17 protein-coding genes and 1 tRNA gene are annotated in these 20285 nt (G+C 56.6%); 10 read left to right on the top strand and 8 right to left on the bottom strand.

Annotated features, from left to right (window positions below; all coding sequences use genetic code 11):
* The first annotated feature begins 13 nt into the window (after positions 1 to 13).
* Positions 14 to 2185, top strand: a complete 2172-nt coding sequence (locus ADB02_RS10795) for an ATP-dependent DNA helicase UvrD2 (protein ID WP_080969625.1) — start codon at positions 14 to 16, stop codon at positions 2183 to 2185.
* Positions 2186 to 2211: 26 nt separating this feature from the next.
* On the opposite strand, the gene ADB02_RS10790 is transcribed toward ADB02_RS10795, so the two are convergent.
* A complete protein-coding gene (locus tag ADB02_RS10790; RefSeq protein ID WP_049191098.1) occupies positions 2212 to 3147 on the bottom strand; it encodes a TOMM precursor leader peptide-binding protein in 936 nt (311 codons plus the stop codon).
* Between the two features lie 68 nt (positions 3148 to 3215).
* Between ADB02_RS10790 and ADB02_RS10785 the strand changes: the two genes are divergently transcribed.
* On the top strand, positions 3216 to 3746 hold the full coding sequence (locus tag ADB02_RS10785) for a YgjP-like metallopeptidase domain-containing protein (protein WP_016422236.1): 531 nt from the start codon (positions 3216 to 3218) through the stop codon (positions 3744 to 3746).
* 4 nt (positions 3747 to 3750) lie between these two features.
* Here ADB02_RS10785 and ADB02_RS10780 read toward each other — a convergent pair whose 3' ends face one another.
* A complete protein-coding gene (locus ADB02_RS10780) occupies positions 3751 to 5253 on the bottom strand; it encodes a zinc-dependent metalloprotease (protein ID WP_049191096.1) in 1503 nt (500 codons plus the stop codon).
* Between the two features lie 139 nt (positions 5254 to 5392).
* Between ADB02_RS10780 and ADB02_RS10775 the strand changes: the two genes are divergently transcribed.
* Positions 5393 to 6466, top strand: coding sequence for a YlbL family protein (locus ADB02_RS10775; RefSeq protein ID WP_048733327.1), 1074 nt, complete (start codon positions 5393 to 5395; stop codon positions 6464 to 6466).
* 38 nt (positions 6467 to 6504) lie between these two features.
* Here the strand turns inward: ADB02_RS10775 and ADB02_RS10770 are convergent, their stop codons facing one another.
* The 3 genes from ADB02_RS10770 to ADB02_RS10760 all read right to left on the bottom strand — a co-directional run bounded on the left by ADB02_RS10770 (position 6505) and on the right by ADB02_RS10760 (position 8843).
* Positions 6505 to 7932, bottom strand: coding sequence for an alanine/glycine:cation symporter family protein (locus tag ADB02_RS10770; protein WP_048733326.1), 1428 nt, complete (start codon positions 7930 to 7932; stop codon positions 6505 to 6507).
* 69 nt (positions 7933 to 8001) lie between these two features.
* Entirely contained in the window at positions 8002 to 8427 is a 426-nt protein-coding gene (locus ADB02_RS10765) for a fluoride efflux transporter FluC (RefSeq protein ID WP_049191094.1), read from the bottom strand.
* On the bottom strand, positions 8424 to 8843 hold the full coding sequence (locus ADB02_RS10760) for a CrcB family protein (protein ID WP_241482475.1): 420 nt from the start codon (positions 8841 to 8843) through the stop codon (positions 8424 to 8426). The genes ADB02_RS10765 and ADB02_RS10760 overlap by 4 nt, the downstream gene beginning before the upstream one ends.
* 287 nt (positions 8844 to 9130) lie before the next feature.
* On the opposite strand from ADB02_RS10760, the gene pgm reads away from it, so the two are divergent.
* The 4 genes from pgm to ADB02_RS10740 all read left to right on the top strand — a co-directional run bounded on the left by pgm (position 9131) and on the right by ADB02_RS10740 (position 12398).
* Complete coding sequence (gene pgm / locus ADB02_RS10755) at positions 9131 to 10786, top strand: phosphoglucomutase (alpha-D-glucose-1,6-bisphosphate-dependent) (RefSeq protein ID WP_049191092.1); 1656 nt, start codon at positions 9131 to 9133, stop codon at positions 10784 to 10786.
* Between the two features lie 54 nt (positions 10787 to 10840).
* Positions 10841 to 11281: a MauE/DoxX family redox-associated membrane protein gene (locus ADB02_RS10750; protein ID WP_049191091.1), complete on the top strand. Its 441-nt coding sequence runs from the start codon at positions 10841 to 10843 to the stop codon at positions 11279 to 11281.
* Positions 11282 to 11425: 144 nt separating this feature from the next.
* Complete coding sequence (locus tag ADB02_RS10745) at positions 11426 to 12157, top strand: DsbA family protein (protein ID WP_049191089.1); 732 nt, start codon at positions 11426 to 11428, stop codon at positions 12155 to 12157.
* Positions 12158 to 12322: 165 nt separating this feature from the next.
* Positions 12323 to 12398 (top strand) — tRNA-Ala (locus ADB02_RS10740).
* 399 nt (positions 12399 to 12797) lie between these two features.
* Here the strand turns inward: ADB02_RS10740 and ADB02_RS10735 are convergent.
* Positions 12798 to 13892, bottom strand: a complete 1095-nt coding sequence (locus tag ADB02_RS10735) for a hypothetical protein (protein ID WP_049191087.1) — start codon at positions 13890 to 13892, stop codon at positions 12798 to 12800.
* A 205-nt stretch (positions 13893 to 14097) separates the two neighbouring features.
* On the opposite strand from ADB02_RS10735, the gene ADB02_RS11865 reads away from it, so the two are divergent.
* Both ADB02_RS11865 and ADB02_RS11860 read left to right on the top strand, forming a co-directional pair.
* On the top strand, positions 14098 to 14238 hold the full coding sequence (locus ADB02_RS11865) for a hypothetical protein (RefSeq protein WP_241482483.1): 141 nt from the start codon (positions 14098 to 14100) through the stop codon (positions 14236 to 14238).
* Positions 14239 to 14255: 17 nt separating this feature from the next.
* The gene (locus ADB02_RS11860) at positions 14256 to 14771 is read left to right on the top strand and encodes a zinc ribbon domain-containing protein (RefSeq protein WP_080969629.1); all 516 of its coding nucleotides are present in this window, start codon (positions 14256 to 14258) and stop codon (positions 14769 to 14771) included.
* Here ADB02_RS11860 and ADB02_RS11520 read toward each other — a convergent pair.
* Positions 14659 to 15003 carry a hypothetical protein gene (locus tag ADB02_RS11520; RefSeq protein ID WP_049191086.1) on the bottom strand — a complete coding sequence of 115 codons (345 nt, stop codon included), beginning with the start codon at positions 15001 to 15003 and terminating at the stop codon, positions 14659 to 14661. The two genes, ADB02_RS11860 and ADB02_RS11520, sit on opposite strands and share 113 nt — an antisense overlap.
* A gap of 86 nt (positions 15004 to 15089) precedes the next feature.
* Here ADB02_RS11520 and ADB02_RS10725 point away from each other — a divergent pair, with 86 nt between their 5' ends.
* Positions 15090 to 18464: a tetratricopeptide repeat protein gene (locus tag ADB02_RS10725; RefSeq protein ID WP_049191083.1), complete on the top strand. Its 3375-nt coding sequence runs from the start codon at positions 15090 to 15092 to the stop codon at positions 18462 to 18464.
* Between the two features lie 365 nt (positions 18465 to 18829).
* On the opposite strand, the gene ADB02_RS10720 is transcribed toward ADB02_RS10725, so the two are convergent.
* Complete coding sequence (locus ADB02_RS10720) at positions 18830 to 20041, bottom strand: IS110 family transposase (RefSeq protein WP_011273191.1); 1212 nt, start codon at positions 20039 to 20041, stop codon at positions 18830 to 18832.
* Between the last annotated feature and the right edge of the window lie 244 nt (positions 20042 to 20285).

Genomic DNA, 20285 nt, shown 5'->3' with positions numbered 1-20285 from the left:
ACCAGTTTAAAAAATGGGGTCTAACAACTTTTTGACTTACTCAGAGGCGGATGTGAACGAGCCGGATTATCTAGCTGGGCTGGATCCAGACCAGCGCGAGGCAGCAACGGCTCCGATGGGGCCGGTGTGCATTCTTGCTGGAGCCGGTACAGGTAAGACCCGAACAATTACTCATCGCATCAAGTACCTCATTGACCAGGGGTTTGTGCAGCCGCAGAAGGTATTAGCGGTGACATTTACCTCGCGTGCAGCAGGGGAGATGCGCGACCGCCTGGCAAAGATGGGAACGCCTGGAGTCCAGGCGCGTACTTTCCACTCGGCAGCTCTTCGCCAGCTGCGCTACTTCTGGCCCCAAGTCGCCGGTGATATGCCCTGGCAGCTGTTGGATGACAAGAAATTCCGTGTTGTCGCCCAAGCAGTACGCCGGGTGGGCCTGGACACCTCCAAGGAAACGATCCGCGATGTCATGGGCGAGATTGAGTGGGCGAAGGCCACTCTGGCCGGTGCGGATCAGTACCAGGCCGCGCTGCGGGAGCATGGGCGCACGGCACCTCTGTCTGCGGAAAAAATTGTCGATTGCTATCACGCTTACGAGGACATAAAAACCACTCCTGACGGGCTATTGCTTGACTTCGACGACCTGCTCATCCACACCGCCGGTGCGATGGAGAATTCCCGTGCAGTGGCGGAGGAATTCCGCAACCAGTATCGGTGCTTCGTCGTCGATGAGTACCAGGATGTCACCCCGTTACAGCAGCGAGTTCTCAACGCCTGGCTGGGAGACCGTGACAACCTCACAGTTGTCGGGGACGCCAACCAGACGATCTACTCCTTCACAGGGGCGACTCCGCAGTACCTAATGAACTTCTCTCGGGACTACCCGGAAGCCACAGTTGTCCGCCTGCAGCGGGACTACCGATCGACCCCACAGGTCGTCGAGCTGGCCAACAATGTCATCGGCCGTGCGCAGGGGCGTATCGCCGGCTCGCGGCTGAAGCTGATTGGGCAGCGTGAAGACGGCCCGGAGCCGACTTTTAACCAGTACGACGATGAGCCGATGGAAGCTCGCGCGACCGCGCGCAGCATCAAGCGGCTTATCGACGCAGGAACGCCGGCATCGGAGATTGCCGTTTTGTACCGCATCAACGCACAGTCCGCAGTTTTTGAGCAGGCTTTGTCCGAGGTAGGAGTCGCCTACCAGGTTCGTGGCGGGGACGGTTTCTACCAGCGTCCCGAGATCCGCGATGCCATCGCTGCACTTGTGCGAGTTTCCCGTTCCTCACGGACTGTTCCGACATTGCAGGGCACGAATCTGTTGGATTTGGTCAAGCAGGTTTTCGCGGGTCTTGGCATGACTGACCAAGAGCCGGAAGGCGCTGGTGCCAGGGAACGTTGGCAGTCACTACGCGCCCTATTTGACCTGTGTAAAGACATCGTTCATGCCAACACCGAGGTCAATATCCAGGCGCTCCTCGGCCAATTGCACACCCGGCAGCAGGCCAAACATCCACCGACGCTGGATGGCGTGACGCTGGCTAGCCTGCATGCAGCCAAGGGGCTGGAGTGGGATGCGGTGTTCCTCGTTGGGCTTACCGACGGTTCGCTGCCTATCCAACATGCGCTGAATAAATTCGACCGTTCTCCTGCGCAGGGGGCGGAAGCCATCGAAGAAGAGCGCCGTCTGTTCTATGTCGGCATTACTCGAGCCCGCGAACATCTGGAGCTATCTTGGTCATTGTCGCGGACAGAAGGCGGCCGCAGGTCACGTCGCCGCACACGATTCCTCGATGAACTCGACATTGATGTCTCTGACTACTCGGCTGAGGCACAGCGAAGCTCAAGGAGCTCTAGTTCCCGCAGTAAGCGTCAGCAGTCCAAACAGTGCAAGGGCTGTACTAAGCCATTGCACACCGATGCCGAGCGGATTTCAGGGCGTTGTGAAGAGTGCCCAGTCAGTGCGGATCCTGCACTACTGGAAGCATTGCGTGCATGGCGCTTGGAAATGTCGAGGGAAATGACGGTCCCCGCATTCGTAATCTTCTCCGATGCGACCCTTCTGGCCATCGGTGAGCAGCAGCCGACTACGCCGGAGGAACTTCTGCAGATTCCCGGAATTGGAGAAGCGAAGCTCAATCATTTCGGCGAAGGCATCTTGGGAATCGTCAATTCTTTCGTGAATTCCTAGTCAGATTCTGCTCAAGGCACTTCGAATTACATGAACTGCATCTGCGAGTTTCCATGACCACACACTGGGCACTGCGGGTGGGGAGCAACAGTAGTGCGAGTGATATCGAGGCTTTCCAGATCTATGCGCACCTCCGTTGCACATAGATCTGAGAGATCCGGCCGCCGCAGCTGCCCAACCAACAGTGGCACCGCTGTGTTCAGCCATTCCGGTGCGGCCACGGGCGTAAAAGTGCGAAGCTGTAGCGCAATCAGTGCCCGGACGGGGTCGCGGTCTCGTCGATAAGCTTCGAAACACATCGAGCAGGGTCCTTGACCTGGTTGAACAAGTGGCCCAAGAATCAGTGCCCCATCGCGGAAATGCGTGTGCAGATGCTCAATTCCACGATGAAACAGAGCGCGAACCAAGGGCATGCTCGGTACTTCCATGCCCGTGACCACCGCGAGCCCGATCTCTTCCGGTGTGGATTGAGATATTTTCAGCGTCGCATTGCGGGTGGGCGACATTGCCGTCGTCCAACTACCACAACCCGTGCGACGAAGCTCCTTTAAAAGTCCGGTGCGCAAGCTGTCCCGACCGATCAGCGTAATCCTCCGCCGTGTCGGTGGTTTTTGGACCAGTGCGGCTCGGTGAAGGTCGGAGATAAGTGCGGTAATGAACTGCGGTGACAGTTTGTCGTGACTGTCAGTAAAGGCCTCGCTTAAGGTGCTACCTCTATGAGCTGCAAGAAGCGCCGAGAAGACAGGCCCCGGCGGGGTGCCGTCGGAAAGCGGCAGAATCATGCTGCGCTCCGGTTCCACGCCGAACTGAATCCGCGCGCCTGGGCGCATGACAATCGGTACCTCCGGCCGCAGCGCGTAGTCCGTGGCAGGCGCGGCAAGTGTTTGTGCCGCGGGTGCGTCCGAACCTATTACGCCAGCCGTACCATCCCGCCCCCGAGACGTATCCCTATATTCCCCCATAAAAATATCTTTTACCCCGGGGCCAGCTTTTACGCAATCGCAGCGCAGAGCATATACGCTTAAAAAGCATGAGCACCAAGCGACCTGAGTACGGCCCGGATGTTGAGGTTCGGCGCTCGAAGCGCCGCCGCCGTACTGTGTCCGCCCGCGCGGAGGGAAACCGGATCATTGTCATGGTTCCGGACGATCTCAGCGCCGCTGCGGAAAAACAGCAGGTCAATGAAATTGTTGCGCGAGTGCGGAAGAAAGTTGGCAGCAACCTGGATAATTCCGAGCTGGAGCGCCGCGCACGGCTGCTCTCTCGTACGGTGCTGGAAGATCGCCCGCGGTTCGAGTCAATCAAATGGGTCAAGAACATGTCGCGCAGGTGGGCATCCGTCACCGGCGGTGTCGATAGTCCTGGGCGCATTCGCATTTCGCACAGGCTTGCCGACGTCCCGGGGTACGTCCTCGACGACGTCATTGTGCACGAACTGGTGCACACTTTCGTCGACGGTGGTCATACCGAAGAGTTTTGGTATTGGGCGGCAAAAGCCCCGTACCACGAACGGGCACGGGGCTATTTAGAGGCGTATCAGCGCTGGGGAACCCAGAGCTAACTCGCTACTTATCGTCGTCGGCGTCGCCAGAATTGTCCTCGTCGGCGTCACTGTCGTTGCCGTCAGCCGCGCGCTTTTCGGCTTCTTTGAGCAGCTGCTCTTCAAGCTCTGCGATCGGGTCGAAGTCATCGTTTTCCGAGCCGCCAAGAACCGAGTCAATAAAGGCCGCGGGTTCATCCAAATCCTCTGCCACGGGCAGGAAGTCCGGGTGATCCCAGACCTTGTCGCGGCGCTCGATGCCCACAGCGGTGGTCAGGCGGTGCCACAAGTTGGTTGCCTCACGCACCTTGGGGGATCCGAGGTCAATGCCGGTGGCCTTCTCCAGCGCCTGTTCAGCACCTTCGGTGGCGCGGCGACGACGCCAGGCTTCATCCAGCTGTGCGGCACCCGATAGACGCTCACCGAGGGCATCGGTGACAACCATGTCCACCCACCCTTCGACCAGTGCTAGCAGCGTCTGGAAACGAGTACGAGCATTCTCGTTACGAGAACGAATCTTCGGGCTCAGATCCATATTCTGCAGCTCGCTCATAGCCTCCTGCATACGCTGCGGATCCTGCATGTTCTCAATATCCAGACCGCGGGCGGCCTCTTCAATCGCCGAGTAATCGATGACGATGCCGGCAGCGTATTCCTCGACAGAGGAAATCATGCGTTCAGCCAGCCATGGCACGCGGTCGAAGAGACGTTGGTGGGCAGCTTCGCGGGCAGTGGCGTAGATAAACAGATCGCGCGCTGGAACCTCGAGTTCCTCCGCGAGAGCGACGAGATGCGTTGGCAGCAGTACCGCCGCACCAGTGGTGTGTAGCGGCAGCCCGAGGTCAGAACCAGTCAGGCTCGTCTGTGCCAACTCCGCCAGCGCATTTCCTAGCTGAGTACCGAAACTCATCGAGTTCATCTGGCGCATGATGCCCAGCATCGGCCCCATCATCTCGCGAGCTTCCTCTGGAACACCCTCGAGGGAGGCATCACTCATGCGGCTGGCGACGGGATCGACAAGGCGAGTCCATGTCGACTTGGTGTTCTCCAACCACTGCAGGCTATTCCACGCTTCTACGCGGTTGACACCAGCCGGCAGGGAGGTGACATCATCTAGCCACAGTTCTGCCAGGCGCAGGGAATCAGTCAGCGCCTCGCGGGCCGAGTCCTTCACTGGAGCCGGGTTACCAAGACGGGTCCGCGCAACGCGCTCGGCCGCGTCGTAGTTGACAGGGCCAGAGTTAGACTCCTGGAATCGCTGCCCCATGCCGGAGAACATCTCGCCGAACTGGTTGAGAATATCGCCCAAGTTCGGCTGGTCCCCCTTGCCGGAGGCGCCGCTGCCGGGCTGCCCGGGGCCGCCGAAACCGAAGCCACCGGCGCCGCCCATGCCACCGAAGGGAAACCCGAAGAAACCGAAAGGACCGCCCTGGCCGCCCTGACCGCCCTGGCCGGAGTCATTGTTGCCAGCGTCGTCGCGATCGTCATCATTGTCGTTCGGACCAAAGCCAAATCCGTTAGAACTCATGCTCCCACCGTACCGGGCAATGACCCGCGTGAGTACTTAAAAGCACCACTTTATTGGCAACTTCGCGCCCAGCGAACAGACACGGACAAGATTCATCAGGTGTCCAGTAGGCAGATAGCGAGAATGTAGGGTGTTATTTGTGAATCGTCGTACCCAAACTCTTGTTGCGGGCGCTGTGCCCATCGCCGCGTTGGCAACTGTGCTTTCGCTGCCAACGCTGACAGTGCCCTATGCCGCGCAGGGGCCTGGCCCGGTCTTCGATGTTCTCAGCGATGTCGAGGGCAAGAGCATTATCTCGGTCAGTGGCAGTGCTGCGGACTCCGAACTCTCTAAGGGCACGCTGGATATGACAACCGTCGCAGTCAGACATAACCTGACATTGCCGCAGGTCATTGGCCTGTGGTTCGATCGTGACAACGATATCGTCCCCATTGAGGCGGTCTTCCCTCCGGGCCAGAGTCAGGACGAGGTGGAAGAGGAGAACAAGGCTGCATTCACCGAGTCAGAGGCCAACGCCACCTCCGCTGCGCTGGCACATCTCGGGTTGCCGATGGAAGTCACCGTCGCCTACACAGTGCCGGATAGTCCCGTCGATGGGCGACTGCATGAAGACGATGTGATTCTCGCCGTGGATGGGGTGGCCGTAAGCAAGCCTGAGCAAGTCAAGGCGATTATTGCCGGACGCAACCCGGGCGATACTGTCACGTTGAGGGTCAAGTCTGCGACCGTCGACAAGCAGAAGACTGCTAAGGGCGAGGACTCTGACCCCGAGAAAGCCGTCGATATTTCTGTGACACTGGCGGAAAATCCGCATCAGAAGAATGCCGCGCTGCTCGGCGTTGGGATGGGGGCGCAATCCGCGGACGACACCAAGGTTGAGTACCAGCTCAGCGGCATTGGAGGTCCGTCTGCGGGGCTCATGATGACGCTCGGAGTGATTGACAAGCTGAGTCCAGGCGATTTGACCGAGGGGCAGCACCTCGCTGGCACCGGCACTATTGACGCTGCCGGCAACGTGGGCGAAATCGGTGGCATTACACACAAAATCTCGGCCGCCCGAGATGAGGGCGCCGAGATGTTCTTCGTGCCGGAAGGCAATTGCGCAGAGGCTGTGACTGCCGACCGAGGCGATATGAAGTTGGTAAAGGTCTCTGTGCTTGACGACGCGCTTGCGGCAATCGAAAAGCCGGAGACCGCGCAGACCTGCTCGTAGTTTTTGTCGTAGTCCCTACGAGCAGCTGCTAGTTTCAGCTAGTTCTTGCTGAAGGCCTCGAAGTTTTGCTGAGACTGCCATTTATCAATCTCTGCCGCCGTTGCGCGCAACTGCGGGTCAAATTTGAGGTAGGCCTTTGTCTCGCGCGCAATGAGCCCGGACAGGACAATCAGACCGATGAGGTTCGGTAGCGCCATCAGGCCGTTGAGAGCCGAGGCGACGGACCAGACGGTTTCCAGATGAGTAACAGCGCCGACGAAGACTACGCAGGTGAAGACCGCACGGTAGAGACCGGTGCCGCGGCGACCGACCAGGGACTCGAATGCGCGCTCACCGTAGTAGGACCAGCCCAGCATGGTGGAGAATGCGAAGAAGACAACCGACAGCGTGACGATTGTGCCACCCCAGTGGCCAGGTAGACCGCGGGAGAATGCCTCAGCAGTCAGAGCGCCAGTGTCGACGTTGCCATCCTGCCAAACACCGGTGCTGATGATAACCAGGCCGGTGAAGGACACGACGATGATGGTGTCAATGAAGGTCTGAGTCATGGAGACCAGACCCTGACGAACCGGGTGAGTGGTCGATGCGGCGGCAGCGGCGATAGCACCGGAACCCAGGCCCGACTCGTTGGAGAACAGGCCGCGGGCAACACCCATCTGCAGGGCGAGAATGAGCGTGGAGCCTGCGAACCCACCAACGGCCGCGGTGCCGGTGAAAGCATCGGTGAAGATGAGCTTGAAGGTCTCGGGCAGCGCCGAGACATTGGCGACGAGCACCCACACGGCCGCACCGATGTAGAGCACAATCATCATCGGCACAAAGCCGGCGGTGATGCGGCCAATCGACTTAATGCCACCCATCAGCGCCGCACCTACCAGGATGAACATGATCATGCCGGAGAGCGTCGGATCGATGTCGAAGCTGTTTTCCAGGTTCGAGGCCACGGCATTGCCCTGGGTCAGGTTGCCGATACCAAACGCTGCCAGCGCAGCAAAGACGGCGAAGAGAATACCGAGCGTCTTACCAAAACCATTCGGGATGGCCTTGCGCAGGTAGTACTGCGGGCCACCGGACTGTTCGCCAGCTGCATCGACCTGACGGTACTTCACACCCAGGAATGCCTCGGAGTACTTCGATGCCATACCAAGCAGGCCGGTCACCCACATCCAGAACAGCGCACCGGGTCCACCCAGGCCGATCGCGGTAGCGACACCGACAATGTTGCCGACACCGACTGTTGCCGCGAGAGCCGTCGCAAGCGCCTGGTAGTTGGTGATATCTCCCTCGGCGTCTTCGTCGTTACGGTCGATGAGTCCGAGGCGCAGTGCCGGGCCGAGTTTGACCAGGTGAATTGCGCCCAGGCGAATGGTCAAGATGATTCCGGTGCCGATCAGCGCGGGGATGAGGAGGTACGGACTCCAAATAAAACTATCCGCCGCTGAGGCAAAATCGCTGAAGCTTTCCATGCTGTGGAACTTTACTGGTAGAAAGCCTAAACCCGATTATTAAATTCTCAGAAAATGATTATTGTGCTACTAATTCGCCACAAGTGGGGGTAAACGTATTCCGGCGAAAGCAAAAATCATTCCGCCAATCAGTGTGAGAGCAACGTACCCACATGCCCTCCAAAAGTGTTGGTTTTTAAGGCGTGTGATCTCTCCGGCGAGTGTGGACCACGTCGACAGGCCGCCGGCGAAGCCAATCATTACCGTCGCATAGGCCAGGGCAGGTGTCATGCCATTGCTTATCGACGTTCCCCGCGACCACACCACAGCAGCGACACCGGCGACGAAGCAGGCAATCATATTCGCGGTCCACGTTCCGGGCAGTTTGGAATCAGCCCACTTCACCGCAAGCTCGGCCAGCGCATAGCGCAGCGCACCACCTACTGCCGCGCCAAGTGCGATAGCGAGGATGGCCGACAGCGCCGAGGAAAAAGAGTCGAGGAGATCGCCGGTCATTCCGCGACCTTCCGTGCGCACTTGGTGCCCAGCCAGTAGGCGAGAGGGCAGCACAGCAGGTGAATAAGCCCAACACTGATAAGAAGAGCGACTGACGTGTCGGCCTGTGCCAACAGGAGAATGACAAAGGCGGAGAAGGTGGTGAAGCCGCCACAAAAGCCGGTGCCGAAGAAAGCGGCGAGCCGGGGATTAGCAAACGCGATACTGCTGACCAGACCGAAGAGAAGGCAGCCCAGTAAGTTGATGACAGTCGTCGAGATTGCGCTAATTCCCGAGCCAACGATTGCATCGATCGCCGCTCCGAACAGAAAGCGACATATTGCGCCAACAGCGGCGCCGCCGGCCACGGCCAGAGCTGTCAGAACCTGCGCTCGTCCTGCTGATGGCAGCTTCGGAGCAACAGATTCCTCATTCACAGGGCAAACGCTAGCACAGCGGCTAAAGGGGAGACAGGAGACAGGTGCCGGCAGCCCGGAATCCTCTCGAGAAGGTGCTCCCGTCGGCACGCGGCAATCTATCTGATGCACCCTATTGCAGGGGCGAGTTTGCATTACCGAGTGGTTCTGGCCATGCGCGTTGGCCCTAAAACGGGGACACTGGGAAGAGGAAGCGCATCTAAGTTCGGTTTCCTTGTCCCGGCCGGTTGGTCGGCAATGAAATCGGCGGTTGCGCAGTTCGCTGATTTAGCAGGAGGATACCCACAATGGCTCATGAGCGCGCCGGGCAATTGGCCCAGCCATCCGACCTTATCGATGTCGCGGAACTGGTCACTGCCTACTACACAAAGCACCCGGACCCAACTAATCCTGACCAGAAGGTCGTCTTCGGTACTTCCGGTCACCGCGGTTCCTCCCTCGACGGCGCTTTCAACGAAGACCACATTCACGCCACCACCCAGGCCATCGTGGATTACCGCAAGGGCCAGGGCATTGAAGGTCCGCTCTACGTCGGCCGCGATACCCACGGCCTGTCCGAGCCGGCAATGATTTCCGCCCTCGAGGTGCTCACGGCCAACGGCATTACCGTGATGGTTGACGCTCAGGATCGCTACACGCCGACTCCGGCCGTCAGCCACGCGATTCTGACGTACAACAGCGACGTGGAGGGCGGTCCGACGGGTAATAGCTCCGCGCGTGCCGACGGCATCGTGATTACCCCTTCCCACAATCCGCCACGAGATGGTGGTTTTAAGTACAACCCGCCGACCGGTGGTCCGGCGGACGCGGATGCGACGGACTGGATTGCAGCTCGTGCCAATGAATACCTGGCTAAGGGCCTGGATGGGGTTAAGCGCCAGCTGGTGGATAAGGCAGGAGACCTCGTCGTAAAGCACGACTACCTCAATGCGTACGTGTCGGACCTGCCGAATGTTGTCAACCTCGACGCCATCCGTGATGCCGGCGTGCGTATCGGTGCTGACCCGATGGGCGGTGCGTCGGTGGATTACTGGGGCGCAATTGGCGATGCGCATAACCTAAACCTGACTGTGGTCAATCCGCTGGTCGATGCGACCTGGCGTTTTATGACGCTGGATACCGACGGCAAGATTCGTATGGACTGCTCCTCGCCGAATGCGATGGCGTCCCTGATTGGTAACCGCGATAAGTTCGACATCTCCACAGGTAATGACGCGGACTCGGATCGCCACGGAATTGTTACCCCGGACGCGGGTCTGATGAACCCGAACCACTACCTGGCCGTTGCCATTGACTACCTCTTCGCGCACCGTCCGGGCTGGTCGCAGGAGACCGCGGTCGGTAAGACGCTGGTGTCTTCGTCGATGATTGACCGCGTCGTTGCCAATTTGGGTCGCCAGCTCGTGGAAGTGCCGGTCGGTTTCAAGTGGTTCGTCCCTGGTCTGCTCGGTGGCACCATCGGTTTCGGTGGCGAGGAATCCGCTGGTGCATCGTTCCTGCGTCACGACGGCACTGTGTGGTCCACCGATAAAGACGGCATCATCCTGGACCTCCTGGCCAGCGAGATTAGGGCTGTGACCGAGAAGACTCCATCGCAGCTCTACGCAGAGCTCGCCGATAAGTACGGTGCCCCGGCTTACGCCCGTACCGATGCCGACGCAACCCGTGAGCAGAAGGCAATCCTGAAGAAGCTCTCGCCAGAGCAGGTCAAGGCCGACACCCTGGCTGGGGAGACCATCACAGCCAAACTGACCGAAGCACCGGGTAACGGCGCTGCGATTGGTGGCCTCAAGGTGGTTACGGAAAACGCATGGTTCGCGGCACGTCCGTCGGGTACTGAAGATAAGTACAAGATCTACGCGGAGTCCTTCAAGGGCGCGGACCACCTGGCCCAGGTTCAGGCTGAGGCACAGGACGTGGTCTCCGCGGTTCTGAACGGGTAATTGATAGCCGTTGGGCTAGCTGTAAACAGTTAGCCTGTACTAACATTTCTGTGCATGAAGAATTTCGTAGGCGTGGTGGCACGATTCGGCCTGGCTGCAGTTTGGTTGTACTCGGGTCTTATCAAACTGCTGAACCCGCTGGAATCGCGTCAGGCAGTGCAAGCTTATGAGCTGTTGCCGAGCGATTTGGTGCCGATGGTAGCGGTTGCGCTGCCCGCCTTCGAAGTCATCCTCGGACTCTTACTGGTATTGGGGCTTTTCCTGCGTCCGGTAGCAGTGCTGTCGGGGTTGCTCTTACTGGCGTTCATCGGCGGCATTATCTCGGCGTGGGCGCGCGGCCTGCAGATTGACTGCGGTTGCTTTGGTGGCGGTGGCTACGATGAGAACGCTGGCCCCGCTACGTATCTGACGGAAATCGCCCGAGATATAGGTTTTCTGGCCTTGGCTGCATTTGTGTACGTGTGGCCGTGGAAGAAGTTTGCCATTTACGCCTAGCCCGCGCGCTAGAGGTTGAAGTCTGAGGGAAGGGACAAGGGGCTGGGGTCAAGGCGGTGGGTCTAGTGATAGGCCTAGTAACCATTTCCGTTTTCTCAGGCGCAATTGTGTCATTGGCAAGAAAACACCGCTATCGTAAGCGGTGTGAGTCAGAAGATTAAGAACCCAAATGAAAAGGGCAGTGGCTTCGTCGTCGGCCTGATTGCTCTTCTTGCTGTCGTTGCAGTTGTTATTGGTGGCGTTATCTACATCGGCCGGTCGCAGCCGATTGAGGGGCTGCCAGATGAGGACGTCGACTTCTCCGTCGCACTCGACGGCGATGTCATCCGACTGAGCAAGGACGGCGCCGAAGGGGCTAAAACAGCCACGATTTTTGAGGACTTCTCGTGCCACTACTGTGCTCAAATGAGCGAAGAGGGCCACGATGATGAGCTCAAGGCACTAAACGACGGCAAGCTAGTCGCTGAATACCGCACGCTGAACTTCCTGGATGGTCAGGAGAAGGAGCAGCGTGACGGCCACTCCACTCGCGCCTTCGCGATTGCCCGCAAGATTGCTGAGACCGGGGATGCTCGCGCATATTGGAACTTCCACACAATGATGATGGCTGACCAGCAGAACTCCGTCACGTGGGACAATGATGAGCTGGCTGACCGTCTGGAGCAGCTCGGTGTTGCTGACAATATTGTCAGCGAAGTCCGCTCCGGCATCGACACCACCGAGGCCAAGGCAAGTGCAAACGCCAACTTCGATGACCTTGAGAAGCGCTTGGGCAAGGTTTCCTCGCCGCACGTCTTTGTCGATGGTAAGGACATTCTGCAAGACATCTCCGAAGACGGTCGCCTGGGAGAGTGGGTCGAGCTGGCTCTGCGCTAGTTCTCTTGTGGGCTTTGTGAAGTTCAGCTTTAAGTCATGTTGTTGGATGCGCCAGAAGGATATGTAAAAGCGTGTTCTACATGCGGATTTGGTGATATATGACAGCGCCATGTAGCCTTTGAGGAGTCCACAACGGAGGGTGTAAGCCGCTTCGGTGTTGATTCTGGGGCTATGGCGCAGCTGGTAGCGCACCACACTGGCAGTGTGGGGGTCACGGGTTCGAGTCCCGTTAGCTCCACCATTTAGACGCTCATTTTGATACAAAGTGGGCGTCTTATTGTTTGCCTTACGTGGAGTGTGTTTTGTCTTGTCAAACGTGGTTTCTTGAGTGGATAGGGCGTTGAGTAGGCGCGATCATCGGCGTTTCAGGGTGTTTCGTGTGACGTGATTAGGTGTTGGCTAGCGGGGTAGTGGGGCTGTTCTGGACAGGCGTCAAAATCTATAGGGCATCGTCAAAAGTGTCCGGGCTGACGTCAAAAGGTGCGCGCACCCGGTTTGAGAAATCCCAAGACACTACTCGTTATCGATTGGGCGCTTACTAATCGTTTGCTCGACTAATAGCCACTCAAGATCATCTTGAAGGGTTGCTTCGTCGGGCCACAAGGTGCTTGCACCAGCTTGGTCAACCATCTGCACCAGCTCACCTTGGGGTACAGCCAAAGTCGGCTCCGTACCCAGGGACTATATAGACTGTTTCTGCGTCCTCATGTGGAACATTAAGGAGCTGCGCCGAAAGAACGACAAGATCTAGGAGAAGGCGGGCACGTGCGATCGGTAACCTCTCTGGCGCAATGGTGAGCCGGTTTTCTTCGCTGTGGATGTTTCCACCGACAATTGCAGATTGAATAGCTCGAGTGATCTCGTCGGGAGAATAACCGTCGTTCTCCAAGTACTGCCGGACTCCTTGTAGATCCCCGTCTGGTGAGAGCAGCACCGCGTGCTCGATTTCGAGAGGCGTCAGGAAGCCGATCTGCTGAAGTGCCCTACGTAGGCGCACCAAAATGGACTTTACTTGTATGAAATCCTCAGTGGATTCAAACTTAAGCATGTGTCCAAGATCGCCACGCAAAGCGCCTGCGTACCCTGCGCCGTCAAGGTATTCGAGAAATGCCGAGTTTGGGTAACTTTCTCGGGTTTGTATCCGGGAACTACTAGTCTGATCGACGACCTTGTGCGAGACGCTTCCGCTGTCGCCCTCATAGAACTGAGACTGAATAAAAAGGCGAGGTTTCTCTCCCCAGCCAGGGACTCGGAAGGGCAGGATGAAGTCGTAAGCACGCACTTTGCCTACTGGCACATCTTCTGGGGCGCTGACCTCTTCTGGTTCGGTAGCAGATAGTATTGCTGAAACATCGACATCATTTCGGTTAAAGTCAACATCAGCAACAAGCCCTAGTAGGAGCAGCTTCTCTCTCAGCGTAGCCTCGTTCACGTGACCTAGTGATGCAGTAAAGCTGCCGCGTACCTGGAAAGTGGCAATGGCCTGAATTAGGCTCGTACTCAGGGACTCTATCGCGCTGTTGTCATCATCTTTTTCAAGAAATGTAAATGTTTTAGAGAGAGCCCATGCCTGACGGAGTTCATGCTCAGTAGCCAGTATTAATTCAATGTAGGCGCGTAGGTAAATATTATAATGTTTCTTTAGCTCGGAAACTTCATGAGGCTTGAATGTAGTTGAGTAGTTGACATTAGTTGCAACGAGTGTCCTTGCTAAATCTCTTGCGATTCGAGTCATTGGGACGACGTTGCCAAGTTTGCGTTGAGTGTGACTGCCATATTGAAGGAGCGAAAGCCACCGGGTGGAAACAAGCCATCAACCAACTAGCCGTGGCATACCCAGACCGATTCGCAGACTACTTGTAAACCAAACCCCCGCACACAAACTATCGGACACTCTCGAACTCACAGCCGATGGAATCGCCACCCCGCGCGACAAGACAGTGTGGCCGCCCTCCACTGTGCGGTCGATTCTTGTCAATGAGAAATACAAAGGCGATGCGCTGTTGCAAAAGAGCTTCACCACTGACTTTCTGACCAAAACCATGAAAGTCAACGAAGGCGAAGTCCTCAGTACTACGTAACCGGTAACCACGAACCCATCATCAATCCCGCTACCTGGGACGCCGTTCAAGCAGGGATTGCACGCCGCGCAGGCCGGGGAACCGCCAACAGCAACCCGTTCGCCAACCGCATCAAGTGCTCCGACTGCGGCGGCTGGTTTGGACGGAAAGTTTGGCACTCCACTAGCAAATGCCGCCACCATATCTGGCGCTGCAACAACAAATACAAGAAAACTCACCGTTGCGCCACGCCCCACGTCACTGACGACCAAATCAAAGAAGCCTTCGTCAAAGCCCTGACCGGGCGCGTCACCGACCACGCCGTGCCCGATGACACCATGCGTCTGCTCGATGAAACGGTCTACAACACCCACGAGTTGGAAACCCAGCAGGCCGACCTAACAGAGCGGATCGAAGAAACCCTTACGCTGATGAACCAACTCATCGCGTCTGCAGCGGCAACAGCCCATGACCCTGACGACTACGACCTACCGCTACCATCAACTCGAAGCCCGGCACAGCGAGCTGGAGAACCAATACCAGCACATCACTGAACAGATTGACGATCTGCGTCGCCGCCGCGCCCAGGCCGTAGAAGTCCGTGACTTCCTCACCACCCAGCCACCCCTCGAATACAGCGACCAAGCATGGAACACCCTCGTCGACCACGCCGAGGTCGACACGGACGGCACCCTCAGAATCGGGTTTAAGGATGCCAGTTTCAGAGGATCGGTTGAGAAGCACTCGATGTTCGGTGAGAATGGAATGTAGCTTGGCAGTTGACATGGCGATTATTCTAGGTCTCCTTATCTTGACGGTGACGTCACGTGACTGTGGTTTTGGGCCATGCGTTTTTTGTGGGAGGAACTAGGGTGCCTGAGCTCCTTGGACAACACGAATCGATCGCGCGAGACCTGCATGATCGGGTGAAGGCTCTTTCCGGCGGTTGCTATGACGGTCCTATTGTTTTGATGCTTCGGGGGGCATCCGGTGTTGGGAAGACAGCTATCATTCAGCGCCTTTACGAGTTACTTCGCTTGGATAAGGCGGAAAAATCCAAGGACGGATATGGGCAATACTGGCCCGAGCTGACTTTCGCAGATGGTGAAGCCGACCCACTACGAGGCCGCGCGGTTCTTTCCCCTGATTTGGATTCCTTCATTTGGAAGGAAGACACGCTCCCGACGTTTGGTTGGTGGTCATTCAATTGTCAAGAGCTGCGGAACAACCAAAAACTCGATGTCGTGGCAACGGGTAAGAAACAGATGGCGACCCACCTGGCCCCCTTGTCGTTGGCGTGGTGGGATGCCTCTGGAGCTCTCGCTCGTGCTGGGAAAGTGCTCTCTGAAGTAGTTCCTCGGGTCCGCAAGGACTTGCAGGCTGATGCAGCCGATACATTGCTTGAGTATTCTCTTGAAGCGTTGAGTATCGGTATTCCGCTTCCAGCTACTCTCACATCGTGGCTAGGCGATGTATTTCGTTGGTTTGGCAAGAGACGAAAGAACTCGAAGAATCTTCACCGAGACGTATACATGGGGGAACAGCACCTCAAGTCGAAGAAGGACGCTGGTGCGGAACTAGCTGAAGCCATTCGATCCTTGACTGCAAAAGGCCTCCCCGGAATTGTCGTCATCGAGGATATGCACCTGATGGGGCCGGAACTCCGTTCGCTTCTGACAGTGCTCAGCGAGCCTGACCTGAAGCGGCCCGTGATGGTGATTGGTACTGCCTGGCCTGAGGGAATGGTCGAGGACGACTTCGAACAATGGCATTCAGACATGCAAGAAAACTCGGATGTTCAAGCGCAACTTATTGATGTGGATGTCCCTTCTCTCAAGGAGAACTCACTCGTCGAACTCCTATTGCGCTATGCCCCAGAAACGTCTGCCGACGTTGCGAAACAGGTGGTGGAGAAACTTAATACGCCATTGTTTCTCCTTCTTTGGATTACCGACCCCAACGTTGCGATTGAGATTCGACTATCAGGTCACAAAATTCTTCTTTCCGATGATTTCAAGCTACCAGACAGTGTCGAACGAGTAGTCGAGAGCCGCTGGAAGGCTCTGCCTGAAGGTGTGAGAAACGCGCTGACGGCAGCGGTCGCAGGAAACCCCTCAGATCCAGCTCAGGACATACTTAATCGATTCGTGCCGACAGTCATCGCCGAGGTCATCAACGAGATTTACCAAGAGTCACCGGAAAGCGCTCACGATGCGATTAATAAAGCTCGAAATCCCATCGGATGGTGCAAGGGATCAACAGAGGTAGCCCACTTCGCCGATCCCTTGTTGACCCGACACGTGAGGAAAACCGTTCAAGACCGGTCCACCTTAAAGAAGCATGCACAAAGATTCGCGCAACAAGCTTGCACACATTGGCTTGATGATCAGCGTGAGCATCTCGATCTCCCCAGCAGCTCTCAAGTAGATGCAGTGGTGGACTGGTATCTTACCTTCGGTGGGGAGGGGCTACCTCTCACAACAGCGGCGGCGCACATCCACGTTGCGAGACGCAACATAGCGGCATTTGATTTTTCAAAGGCGATCGAGCATTTCAACTTTGCTCTTGGCGCTCTTGGCGGGGACGCTGACGTACGCGATCAGATTTTCGTGCTCAGGCAAATTGCGGATTGTTATTACGCAATGTCTGAGTTTACTGATGCCGAAGCGATCCTTTCGAAGCTTCTACCGTTACAGATTAAATTGGATGGACAAAACCATCCTGACACATTGGTGGTCAAGCTCCTCCACGCGAGACTCCTGCTGAGGAGCGGAGACCCGCTGGAAGCCATGCCAGTCCTGATGCACATCACAGCGATGCTCTTAGAAAGGTACTCGGACGAACCAGTTTCAGCGGATGTTGTGGAAGCTGTATACATCCCGTTGGTAACGCTAAAGGGAGATGTAGCCTTCGAGAATTGGGCATACGAGGATGCCATCGAATTTTACGAGGAAGGTATCGGTGCGGCGACAGAGATTTTCGGGGAGGATTCTCCTAAGACTCTCATGCTTCAGATGAAGCGACTTAGGGCGGTGAATGCACGAAATTCCTCTAGCGATGAAGCCTTTGACCAAGGGAAAGCACTTCTAGCAAGAATCCGAAAAGCAGTCGGCGAGGATTCGCCTGCTGCGCTCGAGGTGGAAGCGGATGTGATCGTTTTTGGATATTATGCCAATCAGATTACGGATGTCGAGCAGGCGTTCCGTGACTTGGATGGGAGAATCCCAGAGTCGAGAAATCATGCAACTCTCCGGGCCGATATGTATATCTGGGCGGGAGGCATTGCTCTCAACGAGAAGAGGTTCGCCGATGCTCAGCAATGGCTATCTGCCTGCTTTTCCATCGTCCATCGGCACCACGGAGCCTATGATCCACTGGGCCTGCGTGCCGCGCACCAGCTTGGATACGCGTTGCTTCAACTCGAGCAATTCGATGAGGCGCGGTCTGTTTTGGAAACGTTGACAGAGAACGCGCGCATCGCGGTCGGTGCTACAGGAAGCAGCACAGTGCGAGCGGAAGTCCTTCTCTCCTGGATCTACCAAATTCAAGGGCGAGGTGCTAAAGCTATTGAGCGACTTATGAGGGTACGCGCAGCGTTGACTATTGATTCAAGTAATGGATATACACTTATCGATTTGGTCGATGCACGATTGCGTGAACTAAACAGTGAAATGGAATATATTGACTTCTACCCTCTGGTGCAAGAGAAGAACGGTCGTTTCGGACGCCTGAGCGGAACTGGAGTAGACAGTGACCCACTTTGGTTCATCGAAGGCGGGAGAGAGTTCCCCAAAATCGCCAATCAGGTAGCTGTGATTCGCGATACCGAAAGGATCTTTGACCAAATACCGGAACACTGGGCCTTGTATCTAGGTATCCTCAGCCGTGCCTACATGAACTTGGGGTCATGCTACTGGAGGCTTGGCAATATTGACGAGGCAGACAAAGCGTTCGGAACTGCCGATAAATTCGTGAAGTTGTTCTTCTCGAAGGCAAGGCAGACCGGCGACATACCACCTGACAAAGCAGTGGTAGAAATGGCTTCGAGAATGCTGGCGATCTCTATCAATATGATGGGCATGCTCATTTCCCTTAAGCTCACCTCTGATATCCGTGATGTCTTTGAAACAAACAAAGAGCGAGCAGTTGGCCTCATGGGGCAACTTAGTAATGAAACCCCTGAGAACTTAGGGAACGTCAACGTACGGTTCCTCGAGCAGATTCTGTCGGGACTCATCTCTAGTTGACATCTGTTGCTAGTCGGCACCGTTTAGAGCTGACAGCCCCGCGTGCCTGGGAAAGGTCGATTGTGCACCCACCCTCGCGCCAACTGCACCCACCTTGCTGCTCCATGCACCCACCCAGAGTCTTGTATCAAAATGAGCGTCTAAGTAACAAGGAACAAATTCCCCCGGTCGTTTGACCGGGGGAATTTCTTATGCCCAACTCCCACTGCTGATGCGGGCACACTTTTTATCCTTCACCCCGGGGGGGTGTCCCTATGTTTTTGTCAAGTGCCAGACCGATGTTGACGAGCACAGTCTTGGGAGTAGTTTCTTAGGCGTGCCTAGGAGCCGGCCAGCGTGTGCTGGTCGGCTTCGTCTTTGGGGCTTTATGCGGCGACGGGGCGTGGCGGGATTTCGCGGAAGAACTCCTTGTTTTTCAGCATCGCGTAGATGACATTGCATCGGCGTCGTGCCAGGCAGATGACTGCTGCGTTGTGGCGTTTTCCTTCAGCGCGTTTGCGTTCGTAATACCGCCGTGACGGTTCGTGGCTGCGGATAACTGCGAATGCGGAGTAGAACAAGGCGTTTTTCAGTCGTTTATTGCCTGACCGTGCCGGGAATTCACCTCTGATCGACGAACCGGATCGTCTAGTCACGGGTGCTATTCCAGCATAAGCAGCTAAGTGGCCAGCACTAGCGAAGTCGGAGCCATCACCGATCGCAAGAAGGATCTGCGCTGCGGTCTTGATGCCGACTCCGGGCATACTCATCAAGACCTCACAAAGAGGGAAATCAGCGAGCATCTCTTCAACCTGCTCAGCAATGGTGTTTCGTTGCTCTTTGAGGGCCTGGATGTTTGCAGCCAGTTGAGGAATTACTAACTCGGCGGCATCGCTTCCAGGCACGGTGACTGTTTGAGCTTTCAGCGCTGTAAAAATGTCGTCTACCAGCGGGGTGGGGTCTTTACGTGTGCGCTTGATCATCCAGTTCAACACTCGTTGGTATCCGGCTCTTTTTAGCCCCTGCGGTCCCTTGTAATGGATCAATAATTCCAGGATCGGCGTGCGAGTCAGGGTGCTACCAGCAAAAACTCGTTCCAGGCTGGGGTAGATCTGGGTGAGGACACTGCGAAGCCGATTGACAGTGCGAGTGCAATCGCGGGCGATGTCATCATCGAAGCCGGACAGCATCTTTAGGGCGGAGAGTACCTCATCATTGCGGTCGACGGCACGTAGCGTGTGGGGCATTGTGCGGGCGGTGTCGGCGATGATGAATGCGTCGCGTTTGTCTGTTTTTGCACGTCCCGGATAGAGATCTGCAGCTTTGCGCATCGCAAGACCTGGCAGGTATCCGACTTCGCAACCGCAGTCCCGGGCTACAGCAATCGGTAGTGCGCCGATGGTGTTGGGTTGGTCGACGATCACGAGCACGGTGCCAAGCTTCTGAAGCTGGTGAAAAACGCCTGCTAGTTCGGATTCGAGTTGAGGCAACGGTTTGTCGAAGACCTTGTTGCCATCACGGTCTAAGGCGCAGGCGTGGTGTTCAGATTTGCCGACGTCTAACCCAAGGAATATGTCGATGGAATGCTCCGGAGACATGATGAGCTCCTAGAAAACGAGATGGGTATGGCGTTGTTCCAGTCGCTGGTGTCATGACCTTCGTTGCAAGCACCCACGTTACAAAGAGACCTAGTTTAAAACTGGCCGTGTCCTTATCAGCTGTCATCGAAAGTCCTGGCACCCGGCGGCAACACCCCCCCGGATTATGGAAACTACAGGGCAGGTAAGCCATACCGGGACCAGCGACTATCCCCATTATCGGGGACACTCACAAGGTAACGGG

Source organism: Corynebacterium sp. 212_CJEI, from assembly GCF_001055915.1.
Lineage (GTDB): Bacteria > Actinomycetota > Actinomycetes > Mycobacteriales > Mycobacteriaceae > Corynebacterium > Corynebacterium jeikeium_D.
The sequence above is the reverse complement of the archived record's forward strand: the minus strand, read 5'-3'. Positions and strand labels throughout refer to the sequence as shown.